At 71.5% G+C, this 16,742-nt stretch carries 15 protein-coding genes; 6 read left to right on the forward strand and 9 right to left on the reverse strand.

Going from position 1 to position 16,742, the window contains the following annotated elements; genetic code table 11:
- Window positions 1-4: 4 nt before the first annotated feature.
- The 3 genes from IE252_RS06135 to IE252_RS06145 all read right to left on the reverse strand — a co-directional run bounded on the left by IE252_RS06135 (window position 5) and on the right by IE252_RS06145 (window position 2,300).
- Window positions 5-1,144, reverse strand: a complete 1,140-nt coding sequence (locus tag IE252_RS06135) for a hypothetical protein (RefSeq protein ID WP_190088244.1) — start codon at window positions 1,142-1,144, stop codon at window positions 5-7.
- Window positions 1,144-1,734 carry a WXG100 family type VII secretion target gene (locus IE252_RS06140; RefSeq protein WP_190088245.1) on the reverse strand — a complete coding sequence of 197 codons (591 nt, stop codon included), beginning with the start codon at window positions 1,732-1,734 and terminating at the stop codon, window positions 1,144-1,146. Before IE252_RS06140 ends, IE252_RS06135 begins: the two co-directional genes overlap by 1 nt.
- Window positions 1,735-1,817: 83 nt before the next feature.
- Complete coding sequence (locus tag IE252_RS06145) at window positions 1,818-2,300, reverse strand: GNAT family N-acetyltransferase (protein ID WP_190088246.1); 483 nt, start codon at window positions 2,298-2,300, stop codon at window positions 1,818-1,820.
- A 58-nt stretch (window positions 2,301-2,358) separates the two neighbouring features.
- Here IE252_RS06145 and IE252_RS06150 point away from each other — a divergent pair, with 58 nt between their 5' ends.
- Window positions 2,359-3,162, forward strand: coding sequence for an exodeoxyribonuclease III (locus IE252_RS06150; RefSeq protein WP_229848020.1), 804 nt, complete (start codon window positions 2,359-2,361; stop codon window positions 3,160-3,162).
- 72 nt (window positions 3,163-3,234) lie between these two features.
- Here IE252_RS06150 and IE252_RS06155 read toward each other — a convergent pair whose 3' ends face one another.
- The 4 genes from IE252_RS06155 to IE252_RS06170 form a co-directional block, all read right to left on the reverse strand.
- Window positions 3,235-3,408, reverse strand: coding sequence for a hypothetical protein (locus tag IE252_RS06155; protein WP_190088248.1), 174 nt, complete (start codon window positions 3,406-3,408; stop codon window positions 3,235-3,237).
- Window positions 3,409-3,521: 113 nt separating this feature from the next.
- A complete protein-coding gene (locus IE252_RS06160) occupies window positions 3,522-4,409 on the reverse strand; it encodes an SDR family oxidoreductase (protein ID WP_190088249.1) in 888 nt (295 codons plus the stop codon).
- Window positions 4,406-5,344, reverse strand: a complete 939-nt coding sequence (locus IE252_RS06165; RefSeq protein ID WP_190088250.1) for an alpha/beta fold hydrolase — start codon at window positions 5,342-5,344, stop codon at window positions 4,406-4,408. The genes IE252_RS06160 and IE252_RS06165 overlap by 4 nt, the downstream gene beginning before the upstream one ends.
- Window positions 5,341-6,906: a flavin-containing monooxygenase gene (locus IE252_RS06170; protein ID WP_190088251.1), complete on the reverse strand. Its 1,566-nt coding sequence runs from the start codon at window positions 6,904-6,906 to the stop codon at window positions 5,341-5,343. Before IE252_RS06170 ends, IE252_RS06165 begins: the two co-directional genes overlap by 4 nt.
- A 224-nt stretch (window positions 6,907-7,130) precedes the next feature.
- Here IE252_RS06170 and IE252_RS06175 point away from each other — a divergent pair, with 224 nt between their 5' ends.
- Complete coding sequence (locus IE252_RS06175) at window positions 7,131-7,754, forward strand: MerR family transcriptional regulator (RefSeq protein ID WP_190088422.1); 624 nt, start codon at window positions 7,131-7,133, stop codon at window positions 7,752-7,754.
- Window positions 7,755-7,909: 155 nt separating this feature from the next.
- Here IE252_RS06175 and IE252_RS06180 read toward each other — a convergent pair whose 3' ends face one another.
- On the reverse strand, window positions 7,910-11,197 hold the full coding sequence (locus IE252_RS06180; protein WP_373298508.1) for a S41 family peptidase: 3,288 nt from the start codon (window positions 11,195-11,197) through the stop codon (window positions 7,910-7,912).
- A 153-nt stretch (window positions 11,198-11,350) separates the two neighbouring features.
- Here IE252_RS06180 and IE252_RS06185 point away from each other — a divergent pair, with 153 nt between their 5' ends.
- Window positions 11,351-11,926, forward strand: a complete 576-nt coding sequence (locus IE252_RS06185; RefSeq protein ID WP_190088252.1) for a TetR/AcrR family transcriptional regulator — start codon at window positions 11,351-11,353, stop codon at window positions 11,924-11,926.
- 97 nt (window positions 11,927-12,023) lie between these two features.
- Entirely contained in the window at window positions 12,024-14,243 is a 2,220-nt protein-coding gene (locus tag IE252_RS06190) for an MMPL family transporter (protein ID WP_190088253.1), read from the forward strand.
- 120 nt (window positions 14,244-14,363) lie between these two features.
- On the opposite strand, the gene IE252_RS06195 is transcribed toward IE252_RS06190, so the two are convergent.
- Window positions 14,364-14,714 (reverse strand): SsgA family sporulation/cell division regulator, encoded by a 351-nt coding sequence (locus IE252_RS06195; RefSeq protein WP_101388707.1) that lies wholly within the window; start codon window positions 14,712-14,714, stop codon window positions 14,364-14,366.
- A gap of 201 nt (window positions 14,715-14,915) precedes the next feature.
- Here IE252_RS06195 and IE252_RS06200 point away from each other — a divergent pair, with 201 nt between their 5' ends.
- Together IE252_RS06200 and cbiQ are read left to right on the forward strand one after the other, a co-directional pair.
- On the forward strand, window positions 14,916-15,977 hold the full coding sequence (locus tag IE252_RS06200) for an energy-coupling factor ABC transporter permease (protein ID WP_190088254.1): 1,062 nt from the start codon (window positions 14,916-14,918) through the stop codon (window positions 15,975-15,977).
- A 1-nt stretch (window position 15,978) separates the two neighbouring features.
- Complete coding sequence (gene cbiQ, locus IE252_RS06205; protein ID WP_190088255.1) at window positions 15,979-16,740, forward strand: cobalt ECF transporter T component CbiQ; 762 nt, start codon at window positions 15,979-15,981, stop codon at window positions 16,738-16,740.
- Window positions 16,741-16,742 lie beyond the last annotated feature (2 nt).

The following is a 16,742-nucleotide window of genomic DNA, read 5'->3' on the forward strand; positions in this document are numbered from 1 at the left end:
GTGCTTACTTCCCTGCTGCCGGGATGCGTTCGGTCCACGTCATGTGCTGGCCGACGGTGGAGAACACGCCGTCGTCGCGGTTCACCTTCTTCAGCCAGTCGTAGTAGCCGACGTAGTGGAGGAACGATTCGTTGCTGGTCTTGTTCTTGAGGGTGTACTCGACGACGAGGGAGCCGTCGGGGTCCTGGCCCTTGACCGTGTAGTCGAGGGAGTACGAGCCGACGAAGGCCTCGCCCAGGTGGTCCTCGTCGCCGGTGGCGATCGCCGGGAGGTCGGTGAAGACCAGCTTTCCGAGGGCGCCGAGCTTTCCGCCCTTGGAGATGGAGTAGCTGACGGTGCCCTCGTCGCTGCCGTCCTTGCGCCAGTTGGCGAGGGTGTCCGCCCGCAGCTGCTCCATGCTGACGCTGGACTTGATCAGCTCGGTCATCCGGTCGCCGTCGTGGTACTCGCGGTCGCGCGGCCCGCTGCCGGTGACCCAGTCCAGGCCGAGGGAGTACGGGTCGTCGCTCTGGCGGAACGGGTGCGGGTCCTTGCCCTGCATCGCGAGGTCGTAGGCGTTGTAGTCGGCCTGGCTGATGGTGTTGGTGGTGTCGATGTTCTTGTGCTGCGGGGCGGTGTTGAACCAGTCGCCGAGCCCGACGTCCGACATGAGCGAGAACGCCAGGTTCCGGTCGGCGACGATGCCCCGCTTCACGATGTCGACGATCTCCCGCTGGGCGTCCTCGATGGCCTTCGCGTCCGCCGAACCCTTCTCGACCACCTTGCAGACGCCGTTGACGATGTCGGGGGAGACGACGCCGTCCTTGTCGATGTACAGGCCCCTCTCCAGGGCGCGCCGGACGGCGTCCTTCAGGTCCTTCTGCACGGCCTTGAGGTCGCCGAGCGCGTCGTCGAGGACGCCGACGGCCGCCTCCGCGACCTTGGCGGCCGCGTCGATCTGCCGCTCGACGTCGTCGATCATCCGCCAGGCGTACGGGGCGGCCGCGCCCTCCCAGTAGCCCTTGTCGCGCAGCGGGGTGAGCACGTCGTCGTGGACCCGCTTGGGCAGCTTGGCCAGGTCCGTGTGCGTGGTGCGCCACTGGTCGGCGAGCTTCTGCAGCGGGCCGAGGTCGGTGTCCAGGATCTCCCGGTAGAACGACGGCATTACAGCCCCTCCAGCTTCGAGCGGCGCGGCGCGATGCCCCGGAGCGACTCGTCCACGGCGTGGTCCGTCACGCGGTAGTCCCGGGCTCCCACCCGCAGGCTCTCGGAGATCCGGGCCAGCCAGCCCGCCACGGTGCCGGCCTGCTTCTCCCACTGCGTGCCGGCCGTGCGGATGGCCTTGGCCGACTCCCAGCCGTCCATCGCCGCCGACGCCTTCTGCGCCGGGTCCTCCAGCGCGGCCGCGGGCTTGGTGAAGGCCGTGTGGATCTCGTCCGCGCGGCCCGCGGCCGCGGTGAGGACGCCGGGCGCGATGCGGAGCGCGTTCTGGGGCGGGCCCTGCACCGGCGGCTTGAGGAAGGGCGACCCCCCGAGCGGGGGCCCCTGGACGGACGGCCCCTGGAGCGGCGGCTTGAGCAGGGGCGAGCCGGTGAGCGGCGGGCCCGGACTCGGGAAGACCGGCGTGAGCGGGTCCACATAGCTGTCGGCGGGCGGCGCCTTGGTGACCCCGGCGGCCCACTCGGAGTGGTGCCGCTTCAGCTCGTCCGGCGAGAGCGGAAGTTGGGACGGTTCGGGCAGTTTGTCGTCGCTCATGCAAGATCCCCCGTGCGGTGCGCGTGCGCTCAGCAGCCTAACCGCTGGTGGGAGATGGGCTCATGACAAGCCGGCCCGGGCCGTCACGGCGCCAGGGGCTTCGCGTAGCAGATGCTGTTGTCGTGGAAGCGGTAGTGGCCGAACTTCTCGCAGGGGGAGTAGCCGCTGGAGGCGTAGAGGGCGATCGCCTCGGGCTGCTGGTCGCCGGTCTCCAGGACCATGCGGGTGCGGCCCGCGGCGCGGGCGTCGGCCTCCAGGAGCGCGAGGATGCGCCGGGCCAGGCCCAGGCCGCGCGCCTGAGGGATCACGTACATGCGCTTGAGCTCGGCGTCGCCGTCCGAGTAGCCCTGGTCGTTCTTGTCCTGGGTGCGCCAGCCGCCGGTGGCGACCGGGCGCTCGTCCTCGTCGTACGCGATCAGGTAGAGCCCGTTCGGCGGCACGAACATGGAGGCGTCCAGCGGGGTGGCGTCGCCCTCGTCCGTATAGCGCTCGATGTATTCGAGCTGGACCTGGTCGTCGAGCTTCACGGCGTCCGGGTGGTCATACCCCCGTGTACGTATATTCATGCGTCCTAGAGTACTTCTATGCAGGCGATCACGGGGACCGGGTCGGTATGGTGCCCCGGTGCTCACTGTTACCACTGTGAATGTAAACGGGCTCCGCGCCGCCGCCAAGAAGGGCTTCCTTCCGTGGCTGGCCGGGACGGACGCCGACGTCGTCTGCCTCCAGGAGGTACGGGCCGAGCCGCAGCAGCTCACCGCCGAGGTGCGCGAGCCCGAGGGGTGGCACGTCGTGCACGCGCCCGCCGCGGCCAAGGGCCGGGCCGGGGTCTCGCTCTACACCCGCCGCGAGCCCGAGCGGGTCCGGGTCGGCTTCGGCAGCGCGGAGTTCGACGGCAGCGGGCGGTACGTGGAGGCCGACCTGCCCGGCGTCACCGTCGCCAGCCTCTACCTGCCGTCCGGCGAGGCCGGGACCGAGAAGCAGGACGAGAAGTACCGGTTCATGGGCGAGTTCCTGCCGTATCTGAAGGAGCTCCGGGCGCGGGCCGCGGCCGACGGGCGCGAGGTCGTCGTCTGCGGCGACTGGAACATCGCCCACCGCGAGGCCGACCTCAAGAACTGGCGGGGCAACAAGAAGAACGCGGGCTTCCTGCCGGAGGAGCGCGAGTGGCTCTCCCGCGTCCTCGACGCCGCCGACGGCGGTTACGTGGACGTGGTGCGCGAGCTGCACCCCGAGGAGGAGGGCCCGTACTCGTGGTGGTCCTACCGCGGGCGCGCCTTCGACAACGACTCGGGCTGGCGCATCGACTACCAGCTGGCCACGCCGGGCCTCGCGGCGCGCGCGGTCAAGGGGTACGTGGAGCGGGCCGCCTCGCACGAGGAGCGGTGGAGCGACCACGCGCCGGTGACGGTGGCGTACGGGCTCTAGGGCCTTCGGTACCAACGCGGAAGTGGCGCACCCCGGGCCCGGGGTGCGCCACTTCGTGCGTGCGGCGGAGCGTCAGGCGTCGTAGTCCATGTCGAACTTGTCCTGTGCCTCCTGCTGCATGCGCTGCGCCTCGTCCTGGGCCTGCTGCTCGCGGTCCTGCCGCTGGCCCTTCTTCGAGCTCATCGCCTGCTTGGCCTGCTGCTGGGCCTGGTTCGCCTTGTCCTGGAACTGGTCCTTGATGCCCATCGAGTTCACTCCTGATGAGGGGGTGTGGGGGGCCGGGTGCCGGGGCCGATCCCGCGGCTCCTCCGGGCCTCGACCAGCGTGGCACGGGCGGACATAGGACGCATTTCGATCAGTTACGGAAGGTCACGGAGCGTGCGTTCCTGCTCGTCGGCGGCCCCGCCCGCACCCACGAGCCCCCGCCCGACCCCCGCGAGCCGGGGCTCGAAGCGCCGCATCTCGCGTTGGCCCACGGCCCCGATGAGCCCCGGCAGATAGCCGCGCACCGACTGCATCCCGCGCAGCCACCACTGCGCGTACACGTGCGAGGAGCGGCGCTCGACGCCCGCCACGATCCGGTCGACGGCCGGGCCCAGCGGATAGGTGCGGTTGGACGGCCACGGCAGCCGCTGGCGCAGCTCGCGCATCACCTCGTCCTGGTCCGCGCCGCGCACCATGTCCGTGTCGGTCCAGGACAGGTACCCGACCCCGACCCGTACGCCCTTGTAGCCCACCTCGGCCCGCAGGCTGTGCGCGAAGGCCTCCACGCCCGACTTGGACGCGCAGTACGCGGTCATCATCGGCGCCGGGGTGATCGCGGCGAGCGAGGCGATCTGGAGGAAGTAGCCGCGGCTCTCCATCAGTACGGGCAGGAAGGCGCGGGCCGTGACCGCGCCGCCGATCAGGTTGACCTCGATGACCCGCCGCCAGGCGTCCGGGGCGGAGTCCACGAACGGGCCGCCGGAGGCGACGCCCGCGTTGGCGACCACGATGTCGACCTTGCCGAACCGCTCCTTCACCTCCTGCGCGACCCGCGCCATCGCCTCGTGGTCGGTGACGTCCGCGAACCATGACTCGGCCTCGGTGTGCAGCCGCGCCGCCACCCGCTTCAGCTCGTCCGGCTCCAGGCCGACCAGGGCCACCTTGGCGCCGCGCGCCGACAGCTTGCGCGCCAGCAGCTCGCCGACGCCCCGGGCCGCGCCCGTGACGACCGCGACCTGCCCCTCCAGGCTCACCCTGCTCATGCCACGTCCTCCTCGACTGCCACGTACGTACGAACCAGTTCACGGATGCGTTCCGTGACGACTTCGGGGGCCTCCACCGGCGTCATGTGCCCGACGCCCGTCAGCTCGGTGAGGCCGACGCAGACCGGCAGCGCCGCCGCGATCCGTCGGGCGTGCACCGGCGGGGTGAGCCGGTCGGCCGTTCCCGCCACCACGGCGGTGGGCACCCTCAACTCCCGTACCAGGGCGTCGATCTCCAGCTCGGCCAGCACCCGCGACCAGGCGTACCGGGGGCCCCGGGCGCAGCCGTGCACGATCCTGGCGCACGCCTCGACGCGGTCCGGCGAGGCGCCCGGGCCCATCGTCGCGTACCGCAGGACCTTCTTGCCCACCGGCGTGACCGGCCCGAGCGGGGCCTTCGAGCCGAGGACGGCCGCGGTGAGCCGGGTGCGCAGCCGGCCCGGCCGCAGCGGCACCACCAGCGACTCGGCGACCAACTGGGAGCTGCCGGTGGAGCAGAGCAGTACCGCCGCCGCGTGTGCGCGCAGCCCGGGGCGCCGGGCGGCGGCCATCAGCGTCATGCCGCCCATGGAGTGCCCGGCGAGCACCGCCTTCTCGTCGGGCGCGAGCGTCGCCGCCAGCACCGCCTCCAGGTCGTCGGCGAGCGCGTCGGCGGAGCAGTCGGCGCTCGCGGGCGTACGGCCGTGGCCGCGCTGGTCGTAGACGACGACCCGGTGGTCCTCCGCCAGGGCGCGTATCTGCGCGGCCCAGAAGGCGGTCGAGCAGGTCCAGCCGTGCGCCAGGACGACCGCCGGGGCGCCCTCGGGCCCGTGCACCTCGACGTGCAGCCGGGCGCCGTCGGCGGAGACCGCGGTGAGCGTACGGGCGGGGGCGGGCGGGGCGAAGGGGCCCGAGGTGACGTGTGCGGGGCGGCGCGGGGTGCCGGTACGGCTCACGAGGCCACCGCCTCGGGGGCGCCGGACGCCTTGCGTCCCTTGCGGGGCTTGACCGCCGCCGGGGCGGGCTCGGCGGGCCGGGCGCGGACCACCTCGTACTCCCCGAGGTCGACCGCGCGGGTCGCCTTGCGGAACTCGCCGGTCGTGCCGGGCCAGATGGTGGTGTTGCGCCCGCTGGCGTCCAGGTACCAGCTGGTGCAGCCGCCGGTGTTCCACACGGTCCGCTTCATGCGCTCCTGGACGCGGCGGTTCCAGGCGCCGACGGCGGACGGGCGGGCGGCGAGGGCGACGCGGCCGCCGAGGACGTTCAACTGCCGCAGGTAGTCGGCCATATAGCTGAGCTGCGACTCGATCATCAGGATCATCGAGGAGTTCCCGAGGCCGGTGTTGGGCCCGATGATCGTCATCCAGTTGGGGAACCCGGCGGCGGTGGCGCCGCGCAGCGACTCCATGCCGCCCTTCCACGTCTCCGCCAGGGTGCGCCCGTCCGCGCCGACCACGCGGTCCGCGATCGGCATGTCGGTGACGTGGAAGCCGGTGCCGAAGATGATCGCGTCGACCTCGGTCTCGGTCCCGTCGGCCGCCACCAGCGTGGAGCCGCGCACCTCGCTGAGCCCGGAGGCGACGAGGTCCACATTGGGCTTGGCGAGCGTCGGGTAGTACTCGCTCGACAGCAGGATCCGCTTGCAGCCGATGCGGTAGTCCGGCGTCAGCTTGGCGCGCAGGGCCGGGTCCTTGATGGCCCGGGCCATGTTCCGCTTGGCCAGCGACTCGACCAGGCCCAGCTCGCCCGGGCGCTTGGTGAACGCGCTGACCTGCAACTCCCGGATGCCCCACAGCAGTCCGCGGCGCGCGGCCCCGGTGAACGGCAGCTGGCGGTGCAGCCAGCGCTCGGGCGCGGTGATCGCCCGGTCCACGCGCGGCATCACCCAGGGCGGGGTGCGCTGGAAGAGCGTGAGGGTGCGGACCTCCGGCTGGATGGCCGGGACGATCTGGATCGCGGAGGCGCCGGTCCCGATCATGGCGACGCGCTTGCCGCGCAGGTCGTAGTCGTGGTCCCAGCGGGCGGAGTGGAAGACCTTGCCGGGGAAGGAGTCCAGGCCGGGGATCTCGGGCATCTTGGGGTCGGAGAGCGGTCCGGTCGCCGAGACGACGACGTCGGCGTGCAGGACGGCCCCGTTGGCGCACTCCACGACCCAGTACAACTGCTCCGTGTCCCACCGCATCAACGTCACTTCGTGGTCGAAGCGGATGTGCGAGCGCAGCCGGAAGGTGTCGGCGACGTGCTCCAGATAGGCCCGGATGTGCTCCTGCCCGGAGAACGTGCGCGGCCAGTCCGGGTTGGGCGCGAAGGAGAACGAGTACAGATGGGACGGTACGTCGCAGGCGCACCCCGGATAGCTGTTGTCCCGCCAGGTCCCGCCGACCGAGTCGGCCCGCTCCAGGACGACGAAGTCGGTGATGCCCTCCCGCCGCAGCCGGACCGCGGCCCCGAGCCCGCCGAATCCGGACCCGATCACCGCCACCCGTACGTGCTCGGGCTCGCGCTCGTGCTGGACCATGCCACCGCCTCCATGCAGGACGTCTGTGCGGAGAGTCTCTCTGACGCGGAACTCTGCCAGTAATCACTGGCACAGTTGGGAGGGTAGAGCAGCGGCATACCGAGCGGTAGGGGTCCGGCCGGGGAAAGTTACTGGCGGTACAACATAGGCTGGCGGACGTGGCAGACGGAGGAGTTGGCAGCGGGCCCGGGGGCGAACCCCCCGCCGTACCCCGCGAGTACCGCATGGAGGAGCTGGCCGCCAAGGCCGGGATCACCGTGCGCACGCTGCGGTTCTACCGCGAGCGCGGCCTCATCCCGCCGCCGCGCCGCGAGGGCCGCATCGCCTGGTACGACGAGCGCCATCTGGCCCGGCTGCACACCATCGCGGCGCTCCTGGAACGCGGCCACACGCTCTCCGGCATCGCCGATCTGACCGCCGCGTTCGAGTCCGGCCGGGACGCGGGCGAGGCGCTCGGCCTGGTCGAGCCGACGGAGGAGACCCCGGTCCGGCTCACCCCCGAGGCCCTCGCCGACCACTTCGCGGGCCAGGTGACCCCGGAGAACCTGGCGGCCGCGCTGGACCTCGGCTACCTCGCGGTCGACGGCGAGGAGATCGTCCACATCAGCCGCCGCCTGCTCGACGTCTCGGCCGCGCTGGTGCGGGAGGGCATTCCGCTGGCGGCGGTGCTGGCGGCGGGGCGCGAGGTCCGCGCCCACGCGGACGCGCTGGCCCGCCTGTTCGTGGACCTGCTCCACGCGCACGCGGCGGACCAGGACCTGGCCCGGCTCCGCCCGCTGGCCAAGCACGTGGTGGAGGCGGAACTGTCCCTTGCGATGGACCGCCGCCTGGCGGGGAGCGCGGACTGAGGGGTGCGGTGTTTGTCTGCGGGCCGTCCCCAACTGGTCGCGCAGTTCCCCGCGCCCCTCAAGTAGTCCGCCGCAGCCGGAGAATCCAGCTCAGCCACAGGCTTTTAGGGGCGCGGGGAACTGCGCGACCAGCCACCCACCCAGCCGCAGACGAATCACCGCGGCGGGAGCCCCGGCCGTCGCCGGTCCGGGGCGTCGGCGTACCCCGGCGGCGTGGCCGCGGGCGTACCCGACAGCAGATCCAGCGCCAGCTGCACCGCGTCGTCCAGCTGGGCGTGGCGCCCCTCCGCCCAGTCCAGCGGGGTACGCAGGATCTCCAGATCCGGCTCCACCCCGTGGTTCTCGATCGACCACTCGTACGTGTCGAACCACGCCGCGTTCATCGGCACAGTGATCACCGTGCCGTCCCCCAGCGTGTGGCGGCCGGTCATGCCGACCACACCGCCCCAGGTCCGCTGGCCGACCACCGGCCCGAGCCGCAGCAGCCGGAACGCCGCCGTGATCATGTCGCCGTCGGAGGAGGTCGCCTCGTCGGCGAGGGCGACCACCGGGCCCCTGGGGGCGTTCGAGGCGTACGAGACGGGCTGGGCGTCGCGGGTCAGGTCCCAGCCGATGATCCGGCGGGTGAGCTTCTCGATCACCAGCTCGCTGATGTGGCCGCCCGCGTTGCCGCGCACGTCGACGATGAGCGCCGGGCGGGACATCTCCAGCCGCAGGTCCCGGTTGAACTGGGCCCAGCCCGAGCCGCCCATGTCCGGGATGTGCAGATAGCCGCACTTCTCGCCGCTCAACTCCCGTACCACCGCACGGCGCTTGGCCACCCAGTCCTGGTACCGCAGCGGGCGCTCGTCCACCAGCGGGACCACCGCGACCCGGCGCGAGCGGCCCTCGCCCTCGGCGGGCTGGAAGGTCAGCTCGACCGTCGTGCCCCCTGAGCCCGCGAGCAGCGGGTACGGGCCCGTCACCGGGTCCACCGGGCGGCCGTCGACATGGGTGAGCACCGCGCCCTCGCGGATGCCGGTGCCGGCCAGCGGTGAGCGGGCCTTGGAGTCGGAGGAGTCGCCGGGCAGGATGCGCCGGACCATCCAGCCCTCCTCCCGGTGGACGAAGTCGGCGCCGAGCAGGCCCTGGGGGCGCTGGTAGTGGGGCGGGCCCTCGTTCCTGCGGGCGGCCGAGACGTACGCGTGCGAGGTGCCCAGCTCGCCGAGGACCTCACGCAGCAGGTCCGCGAACTCGTCGGGGGAGGCGACCCGTTCGACCAGCGGGCGGTACTGGTCGAGGACCGCCTTCCAGTCGATGCCGCACATCTGCGGCTCCCAGAAGTACGCGCGGATGATCCGGCCCGCCTCGTCGTAGGCCTGGCGCCACTCGGAGGGCGGGTCGGCCTCGTGCAGGATCCGGCGCAGGTCCAGATAGACCGTGGAGTCCGAGTCGCCGGACTCGGTGGCGGGCACGGCCCGCAGCTCGCCCTCGTCGACGACCACCAGACGGCTGCCGTCGCCGCTCACCGCGAACCAGTCGAGGTGGTCGACGAGTTCGGTCTTGCGGGCCTTGGTGATGTCGAAGTGCTCCAGGGTCGGGCGGCCCGAGGTGTCCGCCGGGTTGGCGAACGTCTCGCCGAGCGCGCCCGAGATGGGCCAGCGCAGCCACACGAGGCCGCCGCCGGAGACGGGGTTGAGCGCCGAGTACTTGGAGGCCGCCACCGGGAACGGCGTCACCCGGCTCTCCAGGCCCTCCACCTCGACCGTGACCGTCCCGTCGCCGCTCTCCTCCATCGGGTCGAGCCCGCCCGCCGCCGGACGCCCGTCGGGCAGCAGCGCGAAGGGGGAGGGGGTGGCCGAGGAGAGCGGGACGAGGTACGGGCGGCAGCCGAGCGGGAAGGAGAGGTCGCCGGTGTGGACGTCGTAGACCGGGTCGAAGCCGCGCCAGGACAGGAAGGCGAGATAGCGGCCGTCCCGGGTGAACACCGGGTTCTCGTCCTCGAAGCGGCCGTTGGTCACGTCCACGATGACCCGGGCGCCGGGACCGGAGATCCGGGCCATCTTGATCTGGCGCAGGGAGCGGCCGATGCCCGGGTGGGACCAGGTCAGCCAGGCCCCGTCGGGCGAGAAGGCCAGGTCGCGGACGGGGCCGTTGATCGACCGGATCAGCTCGGTGACCTCGCCGTTGGACTCCTCGGTGGCGTCGATCAGCAGCAGTCGGCCGTCGTGCGAGGCGATCGCGAGGCGTTCGCCCTCCGGGTCGGAGAGGAGTTCCTGGACCCGCCCGAGCTCCCCGGAGGCCAGCCTTCTCGGCTCGCGGTCGCCGCTGGCCCGGGGCAGGTACGCGATCTCCACCGCGTCCTCCCCGTCCGCGTCCGTCACGTACGCCACCTGGCCGCCGGTGCCCAGCATCTCGGGCAGCCGGACGCGGACCCCGGCGGTGTCGGTGATGGTGCGGGCCGGGCCGTCGCGGTGGGTCAGCCAGTACAGGCTGCCGCGCACCACGACCGCGCTGGCCCGGCCGGTGGTGTCGACCGAGAGCGCGTCCACATGGCTGGCCGCGGGCACCTGGTACGTACGCCGCCCGGCGCGCGGGCCGCCCAGGCGCACGTCCAGGCGGCGCGGGGCCGAGTCCGGGGTGAGCGCGTCGACGATCCACAGGTCGCCCGCGCACTGGTAGACCACCCGGCGCCCGTCCGAGGAGGCGTGCCGGGCGTAGTACTCGTCGTGGTCGGTGTGCCGGCGCAGGTCGGAGCCGTCGGGCAGACAGGAGTAGAGGTTGCCCACCCCCTCGTGGTCGGAGAGGAACGCGATGCGGTCCGCCACGAACATCACCGAGTCGAGGTGGCCGCCGATGTCCGGGAGCAGCCGTTCGCCGTGCAGCCACAGCCGGCCCATGGCGCCGCCCCGGTAGCGCTTCCAGGCGGCGGGCTCGTGCGGCGGCTTGCCGGTGAGCAGCAGGGTGCGGCGCTCGCCGTCGAGGTCGGTGACCGCGATGTCCGAGACCGGGCCCCAGGGCAGCCGCCCGCCGGGGGAGCCGTCGGTGGGGACGCTGTAGGACCAGGAGAAGTACGAGAAGGGCTGGCCGTGCGAGGAGACGGCCAGGATGTGGCCGTCGGGGGTCCAGCCGCAGACCCGGGTGTCGGTCGAGCCCCAGTAGGTCAGCCGCCGGGCCGGGCCGCCGCCGACGGGGGCCAGATGGATCTCCGGGTCCAGGCTGCGCCAGGTCGTGTACGCGATCTGCTGGCCGTCGGGGGAGAACCGGGGGTGGCTGACCTTGGTGCGGTCGACGGTGACCCGCCAGGCCCGCGAGGGGCTGTGGCCGGCCGGGACCAGGGGCGCGACCCACAGGTCGTCCTCGGCGGCGAAGCAGATCAAGTCGTCGTGCAGATGCGGGAAGCGGAGGTATGCGCCCTCGGTCACAGGCGCCGGCTGCTGGTCGTCCTCGCGTGCGTCGCTCACTCGTCAATGCTTTCCGCGCGACGGGGGTGCGGCAACTTATGGAGGCTTGACAGTTGTGGCGCAGAACACAAGCGAAACGGTTTCGTTTCGCTCGGCGGGAGCGATATCTTCTGATGAGTACGAAACCGTTTCGTTCGGATGGGAGGTCGAGACATGGCGAGCAGGCTCACGGCCGAACGTGAGGCAGAGCTGTACGAGTCGGTCCTCGACCTGCTGCGCGAGGTCGGCTACGACGCCCTGACGATGGACGCCGTCGCCGCCCGTACCCGCTCCAGCAAGGCCACCCTCTACCGTCAGTGGGGGAACAAGCCGGAGCTGGTCGCGCGGGCGCTGCGGCACAACAAGCCGGTCGGTCTCCACGAGATCGACACCGGCTCGCTGCGCCGCGACTTCCACGAGCTGGTCGGTCTTGAGGACGACTGCAAGCTGGAGAAGGACTCCGCGCTGATGCGGGGCCTGATGCGCGCCGTCCACGACAACCCGGACCTCCACCAGGCGCTGCGCGAAGTGCTGATCGAGCCGGAGATCACCGGCCTCGACCAGGTGCTGCGGCGCGCGGTGGAACGCGGCGAGGTCCGCGCGGACTGTCCCGCGCTCCCCTACGTCGTACATATGCTGGTCGGCGCCTTCGTCGCCCGGCAGCTCGTCGAGGACAAGCCGGTGGACAAGGCCTTCCTCGGAAACTACATCGACGCCGTGGTCCTCCCCGCCCTCGGCGACCCCGTCTAGCTCCCCACCAACCTGCCCCACCTGACGTACGCCGCTCTCGTCGTCGGGCTGGTTATCCACGCCCTGTTTCCATCGACCCGACCGGGAGTACGCCCTCGTGGCCACGTTCCTCTACCGACTCGGCAGGTTCGCCTTCAGGCGCCGCCGCTATGTCGCCCTGGTGTGGGTGGCGCTGCTGTTCCTCGCCGGATTCGGCGCCGCGTCCGCCTCCACTCCTTCCGCCAGCTCCTTCTCGATGCCCGGCACCGAGGCCCAGAAGGCCTTCGACCTGCTGGAGCAGCGCTTCCCGGGGGGCAGCGCCGACGGCGCCACCGCCCGTATCGTCTTCAAGGCCCCGGCCGGCAAGTCCATGAACGACGCGGCCGAGAAGGCCGAGGTCGACAAGGTCGTCGCCGAGCTGCCCAAGGGCTCGAAGCAGGTCGCCTCGGTGACCGACCCGTACCAGGCGAACGCCGTCTCCAAGGACGGCTCGACCGCGTACATATCCGTGAAGTACAAGGTCAACGGCATGGCCCTGGAGGACAGCGACCGCAAGTCGCTGGAGGACTCCGGCAAGGCCGCGCAGAAGGCCGGGCTCACCGTCGAGATCGGCGGTGACGCGCTCCAGGCCAAGCCCGAGACGGGCTCCGGCGAGATCATCGGTGTGGTGATCGCCGGCATCGTGCTGATGATCACCTTCGGCTCGCTGATCGCGGCCGGGCTCCCGCTGGTCACCGCCATCATCGGCGTCGGCATCGGCGTCTCGACCATCACCGCGCTCGCCAACGTCCTGGACCTCGGCAACACCACCTCGACGCTGGCCTCGATGATCGGCCTCGCGGTCGGCATCGACTACGCGCTCTTCATCGTCTCGCGCTACCGGGCCGAGCTCCGCGAGGGCCGGGACCGCGAGGAAGCGATCGGCCGGGCCGTCGGAACCGCCGGTTCCGCCGTCGTCTTCGCCGGTCTCACCGTCGTCATCGCGCTGTGCGGCCTCGCGGTCGTCAACATCCCGATGCTCACCAAGATGGGCGTGGCCGCGGCCGGTACGGTCGTGATCGCCGTCCTGATCGCGCTCACCCTGATCCCGGCGGTGCTCGGCTTCACGGGCAAGCGCGTCTTCGGCCGCCGCACCCGCAAGAAGATGGAGGCCGGCACGGCCGAGGCCGCCACCGAGGCCAAGCCGAACATGGGCACCCGCTGGTCCAGCTTCGTGCTGCGCAAGCCGATCTGGGTGCTGCTCGCCGGTGTGATCGGGCTCGGCGCCGTCGCCGTCCCGGCCGCCTCCCTGGAGATGGGCCTGCCCGACGACGGCTCGCAGCCGACGTCGACGACCCAGCGCCGCGCCTACGACACCCTCTCCGACGGCTTCGGCCCGGGCTTCAACGGCCCGCTGATGATCGTCGTGGACGGCGCCAAGGCCGGCGGTGCCAAGGCCGCGGCCGACCGCACCTCCGACACCATCAAGAAGCTGCCGGACGTCGCCGAGGTCATGGCGCCCGCCCTCAACAAGGAGGGCGACACCGCGACCATCACGGTCGTGCCGAAGTCCAAGCCGTCCTCCAAGGACACCGAGGACCTGGTCCACTCGATCCGGGACGCGGGCAAGGACATCAAGTCCGAGACCAAGGCCGAGGTCCTGGTCACCGGTGCGACCGCGATGAACATCGACTTCTCGCAGCGCATGAACGACGCCCTGCTGCCCTATCTGGCGCTCGTGGTGGGCCTGGCCTTCCTGCTCCTGATGGTGGTCTTCCGCTCGATCCTGGTTCCGCTGAAGGCGGCCCTCGGCTTCCTGCTCTCGGTGGTCGCCGCCCTCGGCGCGGTCGTCGCGGTCTTCCAGTGGGGCTGGCTCGGCGGGCTGTTCGGGGTGGAGAACCCCGGCCCGATCATGTCGATGATGCCGATCTTCATGGTCGGTGTGGTCTTCGGCCTGGCGATGGACTACGAGGTCTTCCTCGTCACCCGGATGCGCGAGGCGTTCGTCCACGGCGAGCGTCCCGGCCAGGCGATCGTGACCGGTTTCCGGCACGGCGCCCGGGTGGTCACCGCCGCCGCGGTGATCATGATCGCGGTCTTCTCCGGCTTCATCGGGGCCAGCGACCAGATGATCAAGATGATCGGCTTCGCCCTGGCGATCGCGGTCTTCTTCGACGCCTTCGTGGTCCGCATGGCGATCGTCCCGGCGGTGCTCGCGCTGCTCGGCTCGAAGGCCTGGTGGCTGCCGGGCTGGCTGGAGCGGATCCTGCCCAACGTCGACGTCGAGGGCGAGGGCCTGAAGGCCCACGCGGCGAAGGCGTCCGACGGCGACGACGACCGCGAGCTCGCGCGCGTCTGACCCGTCACCCGTGACGCCCACGGCCTGTGGGGACGGGACCGTGCGGCAATGAGCCGGCCCCTACGCATCACGCGTAGGGGCCGGCTCTTTCACTGCGTACGTCCGGCTACGCCGGGGTGCTCAGGCCCGTCCGCTCGGCGCGGGCGTCACGCTGTACGTATGCCGCAGAAAGCGGACCAGGGGCGAGCTGTCGAACTGGACCACCGCGACGCCGTCCGGGGAGTGGAACTCCAGGACGGTCTGGGCCCGGCCGCACGGCCAGACCGAGACGTCGCCGCGCCGGGTGGGGCCGCGCAGCCCGGCCTCCAGGAGCGTGCGGGGGAAGACCCACTCGTTGCCACCTGGGAACTCGAAGCGCACGGTCAGCGGATCCTCGGCGGGGTCGTAGCGCAGGGCGACCGGAACGGGGCGGTGGTGCGGGGCGTCGGAGACGATCCTCGCGCGGGCGTGTTCCTCGACGGCGGGGGACATCAGTCGCTCCTCACACTCACACTGCGCAGCTTTTCATGCTCTCTGTCATTAAATGTCGCATATTTCGAGGGGCGCGCCGGGCGTGAGAAGGGTTGGTAAATCTCACTGATGCGCTCTTGCGACCCCTTCGCAGGTGCACGACTATCATCGAGCGGTTCCTTCGAACACTTCCAGCCATCCCGGCCCCAGCGGAGACCACCCATGCATGTCCCGGACGGATTCATCAACGCCCCCGTCTCCGCGATAGCCGGAGTCGGCGCGGCCGCCGCCATCGCGGTCAGCCTGCGCGGGGCCCGACGTGAACTCGACGAGAAGACGGCCCCGCTCGCGGGTCTGGTCGCGGCCTTCATCTTCGCCGTGCAGATGCTGAACTTCCCCGTGGCGGCCGGCACGAGCGGCCATCTGCTCGGCGGGGCGCTCGCCGCGATACTCGTCGGGCCGTACACCGGCGTCCTCTGTGTCTCGGTCGTGCTCCTCATGCAGGGCATCCTCTTCGCCGACGGCGGCCTGACCGCGCTCGGCGTCAACATCACCGACATGGCGATCGTGACGACGGTCGTGGCGTACACCGTCTTCCGGGGCCTGGTGAAGGTGCTGCCCCGCAGGCGGAGCTCCATCACCGCGGCCACCTTCGTCGCCGCCCTCCTCTCCGTCCCGGCCGCCGCCCTCGCCTTCACCGCGATCTACGCGGCCGGCGGCACCACCGACGTCCCCCTCGGCAAGGTGCTCACCGCGATGGTCGGCGTGCACATCCTGATCGGCATCGGCGAGGCCGCGATCACCGCGCTCACCGTGGGCGCGGTCATCGCCGTACGGCCCGACCTCGTCCACGGGGCCCGTGGACTGCACGCCCCGCTGAAGCTGCGCGTGGGCGGCGAACTGGTCGACGCCCCCGCTCCTGAGCCCGTACCCGCCGCAGCCCGCTCCACGCACAAGGTCCGCGCCACCTTCATCGTCGCCGCCCTGCTGCTGGCGGGATTCTTCTCCTTCTACGCGTCCGCCTCGCCCGACGGCCTGGAGAAGGTCGCCCACGACAAGGGCATCGACACCCAGGAGAAGAAGCACGCCACCGAGGACTCGCCGCTCGCGGGCTACTCGGTGAAGGACATCGGCAACGACCGGGTCGCCACCGGCCTCGCGGGCATGATCGGCGTCGCCGTGACGGTCGGCGTCGGCAGCGGGATCTTCTGGGCCGTGCGCCGCCGCAAGGGCAGCGCGGCCGACGCCACGCCCACCGCGGTGCCCCAGACGGAGAAGGTCTGACATGGGCGCGGGCCACGCGCACAAGCTCTACCGCCAGGCCGCCTCGCCCGTCCACGACCTGCCCCCGCACTGCAAGATCGCGGCCGTCTTCCTCTTCGTGATCGTGGTCGTCTCGACCCCGCGCGAGGCGGTCTGGGCCTTCGGCCTGTACGCGGTGCTGATCGCCGTGGTGGCGGGCGCGGCCAGGATCCCGGCGGGCTTCCTGCTCAAGCGCCTGCTGATCGAGGTCCCGTTCGTGGCGTTCGCGGTCCTGATGCCGTTCGTGGTGCCGGGCGACCAAGTGCACGTGCTCGGCCTGGCGCTGAGCAAGAACGGTCTGTGGGGCGCGTGGAACGTGCTGGCCAAGGGCACGCTCGGGGTCGCCGCCTCGGTGATCCTGGCGTCCACCACGGACCTGCGGGCCCTGCTCCTCGGCCTCCAGCGGCTCAAGCTCCCGTCGCTCCTGGTCCAGATCGCGTCGTTCATGATCCGCTACGGTGACGTGATCACGGACGAGATGCGCCGGATGTCGATCGCCCGCCGCTCGCGCGGCTTCGAGGCGAAGGGCCTGAAGGCCTGGAGCGTCCTCGCCAAGTCGGCGGGCGCGCTCTTCATCCGCTCGTACGAGCGCGGTGAGCGCGTACATCTGGCCATGGTCAGCCGTGGTTACGCGGGTTCGATGCCGGTCATCGACGATGTGACGGCGACCGGTGCGCAATGGCGTTACGCGGCGGTGCTCCCCGCGTCGGCTCTCGTGATCTGTCTGTTGGGGTGGACTCTGTGACT

The sequence above is a fragment of the Streptomyces melanogenes genome (assembly GCF_014649795.1).
Classification (GTDB): domain Bacteria; phylum Actinomycetota; class Actinomycetes; order Streptomycetales; family Streptomycetaceae; genus Streptomyces; species Streptomyces noboritoensis.

Excerpts from the sequence above, each read along its gene's own strand:
- IE252_RS06195 (WP_101388707.1), bottom strand. The coding sequence starts at position 14,714 with ATGTCCCCCGCCGTCGAGGAACACGCCCGCGCGAGGATCGTCTCCGAC.
- IE252_RS06155 (WP_190088248.1), bottom strand. The coding sequence starts at position 3,408 with ATGGGCATCAAGGACCAGTTCCAGGACAAGGCGAACCAGGCCCAGCAG.
- IE252_RS06185 (WP_190088252.1), top strand. The coding sequence starts at position 11,351 with ATGGCGAGCAGGCTCACGGCCGAACGTGAGGCAGAGCTGTACGAGTCG.
- IE252_RS06160 (WP_190088249.1), bottom strand. The coding sequence starts at position 4,409 with ATGAGCAGGGTGAGCCTGGAGGGGCAGGTCGCGGTCGTCACGGGCGCG.
- cbiQ (WP_190088255.1), top strand. The coding sequence starts at position 15,979 with ATGGGCGCGGGCCACGCGCACAAGCTCTACCGCCAGGCCGCCTCGCCC.
- IE252_RS06145 (WP_190088246.1), bottom strand. The coding sequence starts at position 2,300 with ATGAATATACGTACACGGGGGTATGACCACCCGGACGCCGTGAAGCTC.
- IE252_RS06135 (WP_190088244.1), bottom strand. The coding sequence starts at position 1,144 with ATGCCGTCGTTCTACCGGGAGATCCTGGACACCGACCTCGGCCCGCTG.
- IE252_RS06175 (WP_190088422.1), top strand. The coding sequence starts at position 7,131 with ATGGAGGAGCTGGCCGCCAAGGCCGGGATCACCGTGCGCACGCTGCGG.
- IE252_RS06140 (WP_190088245.1), bottom strand. The coding sequence starts at position 1,734 with ATGAGCGACGACAAACTGCCCGAACCGTCCCAACTTCCGCTCTCGCCG.
- IE252_RS06200 (WP_190088254.1), top strand. The coding sequence starts at position 14,916 with ATGCATGTCCCGGACGGATTCATCAACGCCCCCGTCTCCGCGATAGCC.
- IE252_RS06170 (WP_190088251.1), bottom strand. The coding sequence starts at position 6,906 with ATGGTCCAGCACGAGCGCGAGCCCGAGCACGTACGGGTGGCGGTGATC.